We start from the raw sequence: 15,156 nt of genomic DNA on the forward strand, positions 1-15,156 counted from the left end.
GCGAGAGCAGAGCAACAAACAAAAGCTTCGGGACGTGGCGCAGCTTGGTAGCGCACTTGACTGGGGGTCAAGGGGTCGCTGGTTCGAATCCAGTCGTCCCGACCAGAAGTTTCAGGTCAGGCACCTAGTGCCTGACCTTTTTTGTTTTAAGCAATTGCTTAATTTTCAGTAAGCAACAGGGTGCCAGAAATCTACCTGCGCGATAATCGCCTTTTGCGGCTACTTGCGCGTTTTGCACACGCTTGAGCCGATTTATTAACGCGATATGAATCTACATACGCGTAGCTGGTATGCAGCCGAGTACGGGCTGTATTTATCACGGCGATTAACACAGATATAGCGACTAAAACGGACAAGCGTGTCGCTGTATTTATTCCAGCAGTTCGCTTGATCGGTGGACAAGTGGGCTGTTGCAACGAAACGCCAAGCAGGATGGGCTCTATACGAGGACGCCGCAGGGTAATGGCGGGGGAGTGCGGCGGGCGCTCTGAGAGCCGCTGTGTGACCCCATGTCTCCTTAACTCGATAATTTGTGTTTCAAGCCACGAATCGGTCGAGCAATTGCCAAAAGAACGGCCCATGCAGGATTGCACGAGCCTTACATCAGATCAAATTTGAGCTAGAAGCACCAAGCGGGGCAGACGCAACACCATCTCGTCGCGGCCTCGACGAGCGACATATCGCAGTCGAGGTAGACATCGAGGAAGTCGTCAGATCCCGCACAGGGGGACCGCGATGGTGACCACCGCGCCGCCCGAGGGGCTGTTGGCGAGCGAGACGGAGCCCCCGTGGGCGCTCGCGGCCTCGGAGGCGACGTGGAGGCCGAGCCCGTAGTGGCGGCCTCCGTCGCGCGAGGAGCGGGACGAGTCGTCTGTGAAGAGGCGCTCGCAGCCGCGTTCGAGGGCGGCGGGAGAGAAGCCCGGTCCGTCGTCGGCCACCTCGATGACGAGGTGTCCGCCCGCGACGTCGCAGGAGACCGCCACGCGCGAGCGCGCGTGCTCGGCGGCGTTGGCCACGAGGTTCGCGGCGGCTCGCGCCAGGGCGGTTCGGTCGAGCGGGGCCTCGGGCGCGCCCGCGACAGCGGGGCCCGTGGCCGCGTCGAGCGTCACACCTCGCGCCCGGGCGATCTGGGCGGCCTCGGCGAGGACCTGTTCGCAGAGCTCGGCCGGCCGCATGGGGGCCCTCTCCGCCCCGCCGGACCCGCGCGAGGCCTCGATGAGCAGGCGCACGTAGCCGTCGAGCCTTTCGACACCGCCGGCTATGTCGCGCGCGGCGGCCGCGAGGTCGGCGTCTTTCTCGTCTTCCAGCTCCTCCGCCACGAAGTCGGCGTTGGCGCGCAGCACGGTGAGCGGCGTCTTGAGGTCGTGGGCGAGCGACGCCATCTGCTCGCGCTGCCCCCGCTCCGCGGCCCAGCGGGCCTCGAGCGACTCGGCGAGGGAAGCCCGCATGGCGTCCATCGCGGCGAGGACGTCGTTCACCTCACGCACGTTGGTGCTGCCGACCGCGAAGTCGAGCTCCCCCGCGCCGACGCGCCCCGCCGCCTCCGCGAGCGGCGCCATCTTGCGCGAGATCACGCGGCTCGCACGGCGCGCCACGAGCGCGAGCGCGAGCGCGCTTCCCACAGCGGCACCGACGAGCATGAGGTTCTGCGGGTTGGGAAGCAGGCTGGCGAGATCGCGCGAGACCCACTGCGGCAGGTACTCGCTGACGAGTGCGCAGGCCCCGCCGCCCTTGAGCGGGAACGCAGCGTAGGTGAGGCCCGAGCCCCCGCCCTCGATCTCCACTGTGCCCGGATCCGCGGCGAGTGCCGCACGGGCCATTTCCGTCGCGTCCTCGAGCCGCGTGCCATCGAGGTCTGTCATCAGCACGTATCCGTCCTTATTCAGGATGAGGTAGCGGTACGCCGTCGGCACGTCCTGCTGTCCGCAGACGCCGTCGCGTGCCAGGCCCTCCGCGACCTCGCGCACATTGGCCGGCCCCCAGCTTGCCTCGTAGACGAAGCCCGCGTTGATCGCCACGGAGAGTACCATGAACGAGGCGAGCCACGCCGTGGCGACAGCCGCGAACGCGTAGGCGAAGTAGCGCGCGATGACGAAGGAGAGCGGCATGCCCCCGCGACCTCGCGCCCCGGTCCTTAGAGCTGCCACTTGTACCCCATCCCCCAGACGGTCGCGATCGGATCGGCGCCGGCCTCGGAGAGTTTCCTCCGGGCGCGGCTGACCTGCATGGATATGGCCGCGTCGTCGGCGTCGCTCTCCCAGCCGAGCACCGCCTCGCGGATCTGCGCGCGGCTCATGACCTGCCCAGGGTGGCGCGCGAGGTACTCGCAGATGGCGTACTCGGTGGGCGTGAGCAGCACGGTCTCGCCACCCACGGCGAGGTCGCGCGCCCCGAGGTCGATCCGCACCTCCCCGAAGGAGAGGGCGTGCGAGCGCGGCCGGCGCTCACGGCGTAGATGGGCCGCGACCTTGGCGCGCAGTTCCGCGGCCCCGAAGGGCTTGCGGACGTAGTCGTCGGCGCCCAGGCCGTAGCCGGCCACGGCATCCTCCTCGGCCACGCGCGCGGTCAGGAAGACGATGGGCCCGTCGAAGTCCGGGCGGATCTGCCGCACGAGCTCGAAGCCGTCGAGCCCCGGCATCATGACGTCGCAGAGCACGAGGTCGAAGCGCGAGAGGTCCATCCCCGGGACCGCCGTCGGGTCCGCCGCCCTGACGACCTCATGGCCGTCGCGGCCGAGGACGCGCGCGAGCGCGTCGAGGATCGCCCGTTCATCATCCACTGCCAGTATCCTCGCCATGTTCGACCTCCTGAAACTCTCGTCGGAATTGTACTAGCGCCGCGCTCAGCGGTCCAGAGCCCCGCGCGCAGCCGCGGGCGCCAACATGACGATCTCAGGGTTGGGCAGCACGCAGTCGGCGATCGAGCGCAGCGCCGAACCCCAGCCGGCGTCGAGCAGGGCATTCCCGCCCAGGACAAACGCTGCGGAGAGGGGGACGAGCACGGCGGCGAGCGGCTTCCTATGCATCTGCCCTCCCGTCCTCGAAGCGGCAGAACCAGGCGAGAAGGACGGCGGCGGCTGCCAGGGTGAGCACGAGGCCAGCGAGCGCAGTCGTGAGGAGTGGGCCCGCCGCGCGTACGGCGTCGATGAAGGCCTCCACCCCGAGCGACCCCAAGCGCGCGGGCCAGGCGAGCGGCACCCAGCTCAGGGGCGTCGCCAGGGCACCGGTGAGCTCGCCGGTCATGAGACCGTGCGCAAGTCCGCCCACCGAGAAGAACGCGAGGAGCATCCCCGCCGCGCCGGCGCCGATGACGGCGTTGCGGCCGAGGCGCAGGGCCACGCCGAGCCCCAGCGCGTAGAGGGGCAGGCTGCCCAGCACGATGCCCGCCCAGGCGGCCGCAAGCGGAGTGGGCCCGAGCGGCAGGCGCCCGGCGACGGCGAGCACGGCCCCGAACACGCCGAGCGCCACGGCCAGCGCGCCCGCGCCGAGCGCCGCAAGGGCGAGCAGCTTCGCCGCGACGGCGCGCCCGCGCGAGGGGACCGCCGTGAGGTTGGCGAGGCGCCCGGCAGCGCGCTCCTCGTCCACAGCGAGCCCGCAGACGATGGCGGACATGAGGGCATGAGAGCGCCGAGGAGCTGGGCGTAGGCGTCCGCGCCCAGCGCCGGGTCCCATCGGGTTACGGAGAAGTACTCGCCGCAGGCAAGACCGGCTGCCAAGCCGCAGACGAGGTGTACCGCCGTGAGCGGGGAGCGCGCCAGGCGCAGGGCCTCGGAGAGCAGGGCCCGCGGGAGAGTCATGCGCGGCATCGGGTCGGAGAGTCGTGTCATGGCCATCACCTCTCCTCGGAGCGCGCGAACCAGGCCGCGCCCGCCGCCGTGAGCGCGGCGAACGCGAGCGCGCAGACCGCAAGGCCCGCCAGTGTGAGCATGCCGTCCGACGCGAGCGCCTCGCCGAGCGCCATGTCCGCCGCGAGCGGCTCGCCGCTCGGCAGCACGGGGATGAAGCTCGTGGGGATGACCATGTTCGCCGACGGCGGAAAGAGCTGCGGCAGCGGCACCAACGACCAGGCGAACCCACCTACGAGTTGCGCGGCGAGCGGGCAGAAGATGCCCGCGAGCATGCCGAGCCGCGCCGTGAGGAAGAGCCCTGCGGGGATCATCCACGCCGCGGTCACCGTGTTGGCGAGCGCGCAGAGGAGCATCGTGAGCGTGCCCGCGGCCGTGAGGCCCTGCGAGGAGAACGCCGATCCCGCGAGGTAGATGCCGAAGACCACGAGGTTCGAGAGCGTGCAGAGCGCGAGGCACCAGAGCGCCTTGGCCCACCAGGCGCGCCCGAGCGGGAAGCCCAGGCCCAGAAGCCCCCGCATCCGCGTGCGAGCATCAGCCCGCGCGACGCACGCCACCACGAGCGAGAGACACACGGGCAGGAAGAGCGCGTACCAGTAGTTCCACGCGCTGAAGATCTGCACGCCCCGGTAGGGTATCGCGCCGAGCAGCGGCATCGGCAGCGCCATGAGCACGGCCAGGCGGACCGGTGCCGCGTGGCGCGACTTCAGGGCCTCGGCGCGCAGGGCCGCGAACAGGCCGCCTTTCTCGCCCGTCATGCCGCCACCTCCCCGCGTGCTCGTCGCCCTTCCCGGCAGAAGCTCATGAAGAGTTCCTCGAGGTCCTGCCCGGGCCGAAGCGCATCCTCGTAGGCGAGGTGCCCCTCGCAGATGATGCCGATGGTGTCCGCCATCTGCTGCACCTCGGAGAGGATGTGGCTCGAAACGATCACCGTCGTACCCGCCGCCGCGAAGCCGCGGATCTGGTCGCGCAGCTCCTCGATGCCGATGGGGTCGAGGCCGTTGGTGGGCTCGTCGAGCACGAGCAGGCGTGGCCGGGCGATCAGCGCCAGCGCGAGCCCCAGGCGCTGCCGCATGCCCATCGAGAAGCGCCCGGCGCGCTTCTTCCCGGTGTCCGCGAGGTCCACGGCGGCGAGCACCTCATCTATGCGGCTCTCGGGAAGGCCCAGCAGCGTGGTGCGCACGCGCAGGTTCTCGCGCGCGGTGAGGTTGGGGTAGAGCGGCGCCTCCTCGATGAGGCTGCCGATTGCGTAGAGGTCCTCGCGGCGCCAAGCGTGCCCGGCAAAGAGGATCTCCCCGGCCGTCGGCCGCAGCATCCCGCAGATCATCTTGAGCGTTGTCGACTTGCCGGCGCCGTTGGGACCGAGCAGCCCGTACACCTCGCCCTCGCGGATATGAAGGCTCACATCGGCCACGGCGTCCAGCGCCTGGTCGCCGCGGCCGAAGCGCTTGGTGAGCCCACGCGTCTCGAGCATGTAACCCATGGGTTTATCCTTTCTCTTCCGGGAGCGCGGGCCGAGTCACCGTGCCCGCGCGCCTTACCTTTCGGGTTCACCATCCATGGTGGGGCGCGTTTCTAACGAAGCCATAACGGCCGTTGAGTTCTTTTGGCGCCAACCCTTCTCGACCCGCACATCATGATTAATTTGCTTAAAGCAACAACTTTCCCGATCGATGTAATCACCGAATCAAAACGTGTACATCAGCCATCAAAGATGCCGAAAAATGTCATATTTGGAGGCTGATGTACACAAATGCAGAATCCCGCACAACCCAGTAGCATCCTCCATATGTCTGGACTCTCTATGCTTACGCTGGATAGACATCGCCGGAACGGGTATAGTAGCAAAAGTTTTGTCGTTAACCAGCGGGGGAGTCCTGTGGGCATCAAAAAGAAGATCAAAAAGGAGCTTATCGGCACTTCCGATTACCCGTCGAATAAGATCTTTACGATCTCCAATTTCATCACCTTTACGCGCCTGATCCTCACCCTGGTATTTCTGTACCTGTTTGTGACGGATAACAACCGCGTCATCGCCATCGTTATCTACGCCGTTGCCGCCTCTACCGACTGGATGGACGGTCAGATCGCCCGCATGACCAAGACGGTCTCGTGGCTCGGCAAGGTCATGGATCCCATCTGCGACCGTGCGCTGCTGTTCACCGGCGTACTTGGGCTGGTGGTCCGCGGAGAGCTGCCCATCTGGGTCTGCGTGCTCATTATTGGCCGCGACATCTATCTGGGCATCGGCACGCTTATCGTGCGTCATTATCACCGTCGCCCCATCGATGTCGTCTTTCCCGGAAAGATTGCCACTGCACTGCTCATGACCGGCTTCTCACTCATGCTGCTCGGGTTCCCCGTTATTGACGGCCTGCATCTTTTACCTGCAACCCTTACGGCCTTCCCGGGCCTCAACGGAAGCTCGGTGCCCCTCGGCATCTTCTTTGTGTACGGCGGCGTGATCTTCTCCATGCTCACGGCTGTCATCTATTCCATTAAGGGCGGAGTGGCCATTAAACAGGCTCTCGCGCATCCCGAGGACGAGGACATCGACTTTCTGAACCCTGAAATCGAAGACTGATTCGTTGGGGTATGATTACGTACGGTTCATTATTTGCGGCACGTCCGCGATAAGTTAGGGGTTGTCATGGACAACATGGTTAACAATATGCCTCAGAATGATAAGACTGCTGACGCTACCTGCGTATTCCGCGTGCCTTCAAGCGACGTCACCGTTCCCGACCTCATGGCCAACGTGCGCATCACCGCCCCCGTTCTGTCCATCGTCAAGGGTCCGCAGACTGGTGCCGCCTTTGAGCTCGAGGACGACGTGACCACCATCGGCCGCGATCCTGCAAACGGCATCTTCCTCAATGACATGACCGTTTCGCGCAGCCACGCGCGCATTATTCGCGAGGGCCTCGGCGCTCGCATCGAGGATCTGGGTTCGCTCAATGGCACCTGGGTCGACGGTGCCATCGTCAACGCGGCCCCGCTGCACGACGGTTCTTCCGTCCAGATCGGTACGTTTACGCTCATCTACCACGAGAGCACGCCGGAGCGCATCGAAACCGGTGAGTAGGGCATGGCCGAACGCAACTATCTGAGTATCGGCCAAGTCGTCAACCTACTTCGAGGCGCATACCCCGATCTTTCGAACTCAAAAATTAGATTTCTAGAGGATGAGGGGCTCATTACCCCTCATCGTACGCCTAAGGGATACCGTCAGTACTCTAAGGAGGACGTTGATCGCCTGGAGGTCATCCTGCATTTGCAGAAGACCCGCTACATGCCGCTCAACGTGATTAAGCAGCGCTTGGAAAACGCCACGGACCTGTCAACGCTCGCTTACGAGGTGGGCTTACTGTCCGATGTTCCGCTCAAGACGGAGCCCAAGGAGACTAAGCAAAAGCTGCATCCCATTGAGACCATTCCCGATATGCTGGGCGTCGAGATTTCGTTTATCCGCTCGCTCGCCGAGAACGACCTCATTCGCATCATCAAGAGTCCGCAGAATCGTGAGCTCGTCGATGGTCGCGATTTTCCAATCATCCGCTACTGCTCCGAGCTGTCACGCTTCCATATCGAGCCCCGCAACCTGCGTCAGTACGTGTCTTCCGCCAACCGCGAGTCCTCGATGTTTGAGCAGGTGCTCGTGAGCATGCTCGGAATGGATACCTCCGATGACGAGCGCGACGCCAAGCTCGAGCGTGCGTTTAAGAAGCTTCACGACCTGACCGAGGGTGTGCACACTGCGCTGCTCAAGAACCGCGTTTTTGAGTCGCTCAACGCCGTGGTCGAGGACGCCGACATTGATGCACTCGATGAGGAAATCGCTCGCTCCGAGTCCACCAAGGCCAAAAACGAAGAAACTGCCGCGCCGGCTTCGCACGAGGATTCTCTCGTAAAGCCGCTCAAGGTCGTCGCCCCTTCGCAATCCGGCACCGTCACCGCGGGCAAATAACCGCTGCTGATATTTCGGCAACCCATTGAAAGGTCATGCAATGTACGACTTCGAATCTCAAATCGTCGACATCCCCGACTATCCCGAGCCCGGAGTCATCTTTAAAGACATCACGCCGCTCTTTGGCAATCCCGAGGCGCTCAAAGCCATGACCGATACCCTCGCCGAGCACTTTGCCGGCATGGGAATCACCAAGGTCGTGGGTCCCGAGGCTCGCGGCTTTATGGTTGGCGTACCGGTGGCTGTAGCCCTTGGCGCCGGCTTTGTTCCCGCACGTAAACCGGGCAAGCTGCCTCGCAAGACGGTGAGCGAGAGCTACGAGCTCGAATATGGCACCGACTCTATCGAGATCCACGCCGATGCCATTACCTCTAAAGATACCGTGTTGATTCTGGACGACTTGGTCGCGACGGGCGGAACCGTCGAGGCAACAGGTAAACTGGTGCGAGATATGGGCGCAAAGCTTGTGGGCTACGGTTGTATCCTTGAGCTTGCGTTTCTCAACCCGCGCAAGAAGCTCACGCCTTCTAACGAGGACGTTGAGCTCTTTAGCCTGGTAACGGTGGACTAGCCGCTACCATTAGATACCGGAAAGGAAGCTACATGCGCACAGCAAATACGCACAAAAACATGGCACGCTGCGCTGCTACGGCAACCCTCGCTTGTGTTTTGGGCCTGGGCCTCCTGGCTCCGGCCTACGCCGATACCGCATCCGACCTTGCCGCTGCCCGTACCAAGCTCGAGCAGATTGGCACCCAAACCCAGCAAATTCATGAAGAACTCTCCGCACAGACGCAGGAGCTTGATCAGACTGCAGGCGAGATCACGCAAAAGCAGCAAGAGATTGCGGAGGGTCAGGCAAAGCTTTCGAGCTATGTTGCCGGTGAGTACAAGACCGGCGGTCTGAGTCTCCTTCAGGTTCTGACGGGCGTCGACGATCTGGGCGATATGCTCAATCGTCTGTTCTACTACGGCAAGGTTTCCGACAAGCAGGCCCAGACCATTCAGGAGGTCAAGGACCTTAAGCAGCAGCTCACCGATAAGCAGACCGAGCAGGAGAAGAACGTCGCCGCGACACAGAAGAAGGTCGACGAACTCAATGCCCAGCAGGCTGAGGCTCAAAGTGTCGTGAACTCCCTGGATTCACAGCTGCAGGCCGAGCTTGCTGCCGAGGCCGAGGCCAACGCCGCGCTGCAGGCCGGTATCAACGCCAGCACTGCCGAAAAGGCCACGGTGAGCAACGACACCGCCGGTACAACCGAGAACACCAACAATGGTGGCGGTACGACCAACAACGGCGGCGGCAACACGCCTGCGCCCACGCCCGCTCCTGCTCCCACGCCGCAGCCCTCGACGCCCGCTCCGGCTCCGACGCCTTCCGCACCGAGCCAGTCCGTTGACGGCGGCTCCGTTGTTTCGCGCGCCTACAGCAAGCTCGGTTGTGCTTATTCTTGGGGCGGCATTGGACCGAACAGCTTTGACTGCTCTGGTTTTGTAAGCTACTGCCTCACCGGCCGTTATTGCCGTCTTGGTACCACGGGCACCTTCATGGGCTGGACCCGCGTGTCCGATCCCCAGCCTGGTGATGTCGTGGTTAACTCTTACCACACCGGCATCTACATTGGTAACGGCCAGATGATCCATGCTTCCGACTACAAGACGGGCGTCATCATCAGCTCCGTTGCCGCTGGCATGAACAACAATTACATTTTCGTTCGCTACTAATTTGGTACTACAGCGAACGAACGTGGGCCTCGCGATCTTGAATCACGAGGCCCATTCTTTTTGCCCCTACCGTTTGCCATAAGATCAGTACGGCTATCTAGTATTCAAAACTAGATAGCCGTCCAAACAATCAAAAAGATGGCTATAATTGTTGGGGAACAATTAGAAAGGACCCTCAATGAGCTGGGCACTCATCTCCGATTCGAGCTGCAATCTTCGCGATTGGCAACCAACCGCACCTCATACCACCTTTGCATTTGCACCCCTTAAGATCCGAGTGGGGGAGCGTGAATTCGTTGACGACCTCTCGCTCGATGTTCACGAGCTTAATGTTGCCATTCAATCGGAAACCGGCGCATCATCGAGCGCCTGCCCAAGCGTAGGGGAGTGGGCTGAGCTCTTTAAGCTCGCCGACAAGACGATTTGCATGCCCATCTCCGAGGGCGTCTCGGGTAGCTACAATGCCGCGGCCACCGCGCGTGACATGGTGCTTGCCGAAGAGCCCAACCGTCAGATTCATTTGGTTAACTCGCGAGCCGCAGGTGGCAAAATGGATCTGATCTTCCTACTGTTCGACCGCTATCTTGCAAGCAACCCGGATACCTCCTTTGAGGACGCCTGTGCCTACTTCGATAGCTTGGAGCAGAACAGCAAGATTCTCTTTAGTTTGTGCAATTATGAAAACCTTGCGAAGGCCGGACGTATCTCTAAGGCGGCCGGAGTTATTGCCAACAAGCTTAATATCCGCATTTTAGGCACGGCGAGCGAAGCGGGCGAAATTGAACTCGTTGGGCATACGCGCGGCGAAAAGAAGATGTTCACCAAGATTATTAACACCATGGAGGCCGAGGGCTTTACTGGCGGCGAGGTCATCATCGATCACGTTGAGAACGAAGCTGGAGCCCAGGCGCTTGCCGACCGCATTGTGGAGCACTGGCCAGGCTCCAAGACTATCATCATGCCCTGTAACGGGCTAGATTCCTATTACGCTGAGATGCACGGTCTCATCATCGGTTACGGCATGGGCGTAGCTTCGGGCCGATAATGTCCAACTAGTCAAACGCGCGGGCGGGATAAGGGGCCAGTGGCTCTTTATCCCGCCCGTCTTATACCTCAGTTAGCTATTAAACCCATTGAACTTAAGATAGCTCATCAGGTATGCCTTCGAAACAAAGGACGATACCGCACTGCGTACGAGCAGCGACTCGCGCGTAACTTGATGTGCGGTATCGGGCACGGGAGTCTGCTCGACGGAAAACGCCGCACGAATCGATGCCTCAAGCTGATCGACAACATAATCAAAGGCGGTCGGAGCGTCGTAGCTCAAGCGCTGAATATTAAAAAGCGCCTGAACGGCAGCGATGGGTAGCACCTGCTTAAAGATACAAATGGCGATGAGACGCGCAATCTGCTCACGGCCATACTGTTTTTTAACCGGAGCAGGAACGAGGCCGACCTTCACGTAGTTATTGATCATCGATGGCGTGATAACGGGCTGCTCTACGCAAATCGAAAGCGGCTCCATCCACAGCGCAACATATTCAATAACCTGATCGCGATAGAGCGTTACGTTGGGCAGCTGGTCATAGCGTGGCAAGCTCAACGCGTTGAGTCTTCCCACCATATCGGACTGAATAAATGCATCCGGCAGCACCGTCGGCTGAATATCCTCGGGCTTAATGCTGACCGATGTATCGGACATCGGGATAACATGTTTAGCGTGGTTCATAAGAGGCCTCCGTTCGTTTTCTATATTGTATTCTAGGTCATCTAGTTTTGAATACCACATAGCCGTTAAGTAAAAGTGGTTGGACAGCACATTGAAGCACCGTTCAACCACTTTGTTTAAAGATAGCAACCTTACATAAGATATATTATCGTACTTATCCACGTAAGAAAACGTATGCGCTGGTAGCCGCTATGGCTCCGTCCGAAACGGCGGTCACAACTTGGCGTAAACGCTTGGAGCGGATATCGCCGGCAGCAAATAAGCCAGGCGTGCGGGTTGCCATCGATTCGTCGGTCACAATACCGCCGTCGGGCGCCAGATCCACCAGATGCTCTACAAGCTCGGTATGGGGCTGCGTGCCAGCAAAGACAAAGATGCCAAACGAACCAGGATCAAAGGACTCGGAATAGGTGTCACCGGTAGTGTTGTCCTTAAACGTGACAGTCGTAGGCATCGCCTCACCCGATAGTTCCACGATACTAGTTTGGTACCTAACTGAAATATTATCTTTTGCGAGCACCTTTTGAACCACGCCATCGGGGGCACGGAACTGATCGCGGCGTAAGACGATGGTCACGCTGCTGGCGATTTCTGACAAGAACAGGGCTTCCTCGCAGGCAGCATTGCCGCCGCCGATGACAAAAACCTGCTTGCCACGAAAGAACATGCCGTCGCACGTCGCGCAATACGAAACGCCACGACCGCGATACGTATCCTCGCCAATAAAACCAGCAGATCGCGGTGTGGCACCCATGCAAGCGATAACGCTCAAGGCCAGTGTATCGCCCGTATCATGATGCACCGTAAACAGCGCTGTATCGGCATCGTAATCGATGCCCGTCACCATGCTCCATGTAACTTGCGCTCCCAGGCCCTCTGCATGCTGCTGAAAACGCTCGCCGAGTTCGGCACCGCTCAAGAGCGGAATACCCGGATAGTTCTCGACCTCATTGGTTGTGGCAATTTGGCCTCCCGACATGCCTTGCTCAATCACAGTCGTCGTGAGGTTGGCGCGCGCCGCATAAATGGCTGCAGCATAACCCGCAGGGCCGCCGCCGATAATCGCAACATCAATCGGCTGATCGGTAGTCATAAAGCTTCCTCTCGTCGAAACATTGTCGTTCTTTGCGCTCATACCCAAATTCAGACGAACATGACACTCATGCACTACAATGATTCTTTGCGACACAAAGATGAAGGGGAGTTTTCGATGGATCAAACGCAGACGAGCGACGACGCTCCCCTGCTCACGCACAGCACTCCCCAATCGGAGCAAACCACGCTCTTGGCTCAGCAAAAACCTCTCGTGACCATCGTGCACGCCTCGGTCGGCTCAGGCCACAAGGCCGCCGCAAATGCGATTGCGCAGGCATTCGACCTCATCCGCGGCACCAATGGCATCCCCGAGGATGTTGAGATTGAAGTGCTCGATATCCTTGATTTTGGACGCATAAAATTCGATGGCAACAAAACGGCCGCCTCGTTTACCGGCGCCACGCGCCCAATTTATGACTTGACCTGGCGTTATACCCTTACCGGACACCTGCTTTGGGGCGGTGGCACGGCATGGTCGCGCATTATGTTTCCCGCATTTAGCGAATACGTTCGGACTCGCAGGCCCATTGCCGTGGTAGCCACACATATCACGGCAGCCAACGTTGCTGTCGGCGCGCGCGTCATTACGGGCATCGACTATCCCGTCATTTGCGTACCGACCGATTACGAGGTCGAGGGTTGGTGGCCCCATAAGGATACCGACCTATTCTGCGTGGCAAACGAGTTTATGGCCGAGACACTTCGCCCCCGTAAGGTTCCCGAGACCAAGATCCGCATTACGGGCATCCCCATTCGCGCCGGGTTTGATACGGATTACAATCGCGAGGAAGAACTCAAGAAGTTCAATCTCCCCACAGACAAGCTCGTAGTGCTGGTGATGGCCGGCGCTAGTTTGCCTCAACCGTACGTTCGCTTTCGCGCGGAGATGGGCCGCACCCTCCCCTTCCTGCGCAGTTTCGAGGACATGCACTTTGTCTTTTTGCCGGGCAAGGATGCCGAATATGCCACCCGTCTCAAAACGCTCTTCGACGCCATGAAACTCGAGAACGTCACGGTTCTTGACTATGTCGATGACATGGCAGCGCTCATGCACGGCTGCGACCTGGCAATTCTCAAATCGGGCGGACTCACCGTTACCGAATGCCTGTGCGCACACTTGCCAATGATTCTGCTGGGAAAGTCCTACGGTCAGGAAAAGGCCAACACCACCATGCTCACCGGCATGGGCGCCAGCATGCATGTCACCACCGCACGCGAGCTCATCGTGACACTACGCCATCTCCACGATCATCCCGAGTCGCTCAAGGCACTGCTCATTAACGGCGAAGTGCTGCGACGTCCACGCGCAGCCGAAGACATCGCCATCGCAACCATGGAGCTTGCAGGCAAACCCCAAAAGCGCAAACGAGCCTTCTGTCGCTTCTACTGGGGCGGGAAGCCTGCTCATATCAGGTAGCGCCTTAATGTCCGCTCACCTTTGGGATGCCCCTATATATCATCCCGTGCTCAAACATTCTCGCTTCGCTGCGAAACTGCGCGCGGGACGATATATAGGGGCATCCCAAAGGTGAGCTGCGTTAACGTACTAGCAGCTATACCAGATTCCCCACCACTAGAACCTGCAAAGACGAAACCGGAAAATATAAAAACAGTTAGCCGATGCGACAAGGGGACGACCCCTTTGTCGCATCGGCTAACTAGAAAGATAAATATTGTTTCAAGCGAGTAGCCTCCCGCCCGCCTCTCACACATATCGTTCCACGCGCAGTTTCGCAGCGAGCGAAGCGAAGCGAGAATGTTTGAGCATGGAATGATATGTGTGAGAGGCGGGCGGGAGGGATACGAGCGCCCCGCGAGAATGTTTGAGCACGGGATGATATATAGGGCTCCCCCACGGGTAGGCGAACGTAAGAGGCGCTGCGACTAAGCTACGCCGCTGGAGCCGAAGCCTCCGTTGCCTCGGTCGGTTTCGTCTAGTTCGTCTACTTCTACGAGATTGACCGTGGGGACTTCTTGGATGACGAGTTGGGCGATGCGGTCACCTTTGTTGATCTGGATGTCGTTGGTGGGATCCAGGTTGATGAGGATGACTTTAAGTTCTCCTCGATAGTGGGCATCGATGAGACCAGGCGTGTTGACTATAGACAGGCCCTGCTTAATGGCCAGGCCGCTGCGGGGCTGGACAAAGCCGGCGTAGCCATCGGGCAGCGCAATGGCCAAGCCAGTGGAGACCAATCGGCGCTCAAAGGGCTTGAGGGTACAGTCTTCGTTGGCACGGAGGTCAAGACCGGCATCTGTGGGATGAGCGTATTTGGGAAGCTCGACCGTGGGATCGAGACGCTTAATGTTAACGGTAATGTTGGACATGAAATCACCTTAGCTTGTCGAGCTCTTGCAAAAACTCGTCGACGTCTTTGAAATCGCGATAGACCGAGGCAAAGCGAATGTAGGCCACCTTGTCGATCTTAGCCAAGCGTTTGAGCACCATATTGCCCAGTTCGTGGGACGTTACAGCCGTCAGCGTACGGGAACGCAGCTCCACCTCGATGTCATCGATGATCTCGTTGAGCTTTTTCGTGTCGATATCGCGCTTAATCGTGGCGCGCATCAGACCGACCAGCAGCTTGTTGCGATCGAACCGCTGCTTTGATCCGTCGGATTTGATGACCTCGATGGGATCTTCGCAGCGCTCGAACGTCGTAAAACGATAATTGCACGAACAACATTCACGACGACGCTTGATAGTGTTGTTCGACTCCTGCATACGGGAATCGACAACGCGGGTATGTGCCTTGCCGCATTTGGGACAGCGCATGGTACCTCCTCCTAAACGAT

General features: G+C 60.3%; 17 protein-coding genes and 1 tRNA gene. 8 read left to right on the forward strand and 10 right to left on the reverse strand.

Going from position 1 to position 15,156, the window contains the following annotated elements:
* Positions 1-28 precede the first annotated feature (28 nt).
* A tRNA-Pro gene (locus tag OIL88_06930) sits at positions 29-105 on the forward strand.
* Between the two features lie 605 nt (positions 106-710).
* Here OIL88_06930 and OIL88_06935 read toward each other — a convergent pair.
* The 6 genes from OIL88_06935 to OIL88_06960 form a co-directional block, all read right to left on the reverse strand.
* Complete coding sequence (locus OIL88_06935) at positions 711-2,108, reverse strand: HAMP domain-containing histidine kinase (GenBank protein ID HJI72093.1); 1,398 nt, start codon at positions 2,106-2,108, stop codon at positions 711-713.
* Between the two features lie 26 nt (positions 2,109-2,134).
* On the reverse strand, positions 2,135-2,797 hold the full coding sequence (locus OIL88_06940) for a response regulator transcription factor (protein ID HJI72094.1): 663 nt from the start codon (positions 2,795-2,797) through the stop codon (positions 2,135-2,137).
* A gap of 45 nt (positions 2,798-2,842) precedes the next feature.
* Positions 2,843-3,025: a hypothetical protein gene (locus OIL88_06945; protein ID HJI72095.1), complete on the reverse strand. Its 183-nt coding sequence runs from the start codon at positions 3,023-3,025 to the stop codon at positions 2,843-2,845.
* Positions 3,018-3,611, reverse strand: coding sequence for a hypothetical protein (locus OIL88_06950; protein ID HJI72096.1), 594 nt, complete (start codon positions 3,609-3,611; stop codon positions 3,018-3,020). Before OIL88_06950 ends, OIL88_06945 begins: the two co-directional genes overlap by 8 nt.
* A gap of 220 nt (positions 3,612-3,831) precedes the next feature.
* Positions 3,832-4,602, reverse strand: coding sequence for a hypothetical protein (locus tag OIL88_06955; protein HJI72097.1), 771 nt, complete (start codon positions 4,600-4,602; stop codon positions 3,832-3,834).
* Positions 4,599-5,327: a lantibiotic protection ABC transporter ATP-binding protein gene (locus OIL88_06960; protein HJI72098.1), complete on the reverse strand. Its 729-nt coding sequence runs from the start codon at positions 5,325-5,327 to the stop codon at positions 4,599-4,601. The genes OIL88_06955 and OIL88_06960 overlap by 4 nt, the downstream gene beginning before the upstream one ends.
* A gap of 396 nt (positions 5,328-5,723) precedes the next feature.
* Between OIL88_06960 and OIL88_06965 the strand changes: the two genes are divergently transcribed.
* From OIL88_06965 to OIL88_06990, 6 genes are all read left to right on the forward strand, one after another.
* Complete coding sequence (locus tag OIL88_06965) at positions 5,724-6,428, forward strand: CDP-alcohol phosphatidyltransferase family protein (GenBank protein HJI72099.1); 705 nt, start codon at positions 5,724-5,726, stop codon at positions 6,426-6,428.
* Positions 6,429-6,494: 66 nt separating this feature from the next.
* Entirely contained in the window at positions 6,495-6,929 is a 435-nt protein-coding gene (locus OIL88_06970; GenBank protein HJI72100.1) for an FHA domain-containing protein, read from the forward strand.
* A gap of 3 nt (positions 6,930-6,932) precedes the next feature.
* On the forward strand, positions 6,933-7,811 hold the full coding sequence (locus tag OIL88_06975) for a MerR family transcriptional regulator (GenBank protein ID HJI72101.1): 879 nt from the start codon (positions 6,933-6,935) through the stop codon (positions 7,809-7,811).
* Positions 7,812-7,851: 40 nt separating this feature from the next.
* Positions 7,852-8,382, forward strand: coding sequence for an adenine phosphoribosyltransferase (locus OIL88_06980; GenBank protein ID HJI72102.1), 531 nt, complete (start codon positions 7,852-7,854; stop codon positions 8,380-8,382).
* A gap of 32 nt (positions 8,383-8,414) precedes the next feature.
* Positions 8,415-9,536: an NlpC/P60 family protein gene (locus tag OIL88_06985; protein HJI72103.1), complete on the forward strand. Its 1,122-nt coding sequence runs from the start codon at positions 8,415-8,417 to the stop codon at positions 9,534-9,536.
* A gap of 178 nt (positions 9,537-9,714) precedes the next feature.
* Positions 9,715-10,581 (forward strand): DegV family protein, encoded by an 867-nt coding sequence (locus OIL88_06990; GenBank protein ID HJI72104.1) that lies wholly within the window; start codon positions 9,715-9,717, stop codon positions 10,579-10,581.
* Between the two features lie 72 nt (positions 10,582-10,653).
* On the opposite strand, the gene OIL88_06995 is transcribed toward OIL88_06990, so the two are convergent.
* Positions 10,654-11,265, reverse strand: a complete 612-nt coding sequence (locus tag OIL88_06995; protein HJI72105.1) for a DUF1836 domain-containing protein — start codon at positions 11,263-11,265, stop codon at positions 10,654-10,656.
* Positions 11,266-11,419: 154 nt separating this feature from the next.
* On the reverse strand, positions 11,420-12,358 hold the full coding sequence (locus tag OIL88_07000; protein HJI72106.1) for an FAD-dependent oxidoreductase: 939 nt from the start codon (positions 12,356-12,358) through the stop codon (positions 11,420-11,422).
* A gap of 117 nt (positions 12,359-12,475) precedes the next feature.
* Between OIL88_07000 and OIL88_07005 the strand changes: the two genes are divergently transcribed.
* Positions 12,476-13,777, forward strand: coding sequence for a UDP-N-acetylglucosamine--LPS N-acetylglucosamine transferase (locus tag OIL88_07005; protein ID HJI72107.1), 1,302 nt, complete (start codon positions 12,476-12,478; stop codon positions 13,775-13,777).
* Between the two features lie 467 nt (positions 13,778-14,244).
* Here the strand turns inward: OIL88_07005 and dut are convergent, their stop codons facing one another.
* Both dut and nrdR read right to left on the reverse strand, forming a co-directional pair.
* A complete protein-coding gene (dut, locus tag OIL88_07010) occupies positions 14,245-14,688 on the reverse strand; it encodes a dUTP diphosphatase (GenBank protein HJI72108.1) in 444 nt (147 codons plus the stop codon).
* Positions 14,689-14,692: 4 nt separating this feature from the next.
* Entirely contained in the window at positions 14,693-15,136 is a 444-nt protein-coding gene (nrdR, locus tag OIL88_07015; GenBank protein HJI72109.1) for a transcriptional regulator NrdR, read from the reverse strand.
* Positions 15,137-15,156 lie beyond the last annotated feature (20 nt).

The organism is Coriobacteriaceae bacterium, assembly GCA_025992855.1.
In the GTDB taxonomy this organism is placed as follows: domain Bacteria; phylum Actinomycetota; class Coriobacteriia; order Coriobacteriales; family Coriobacteriaceae; genus Collinsella.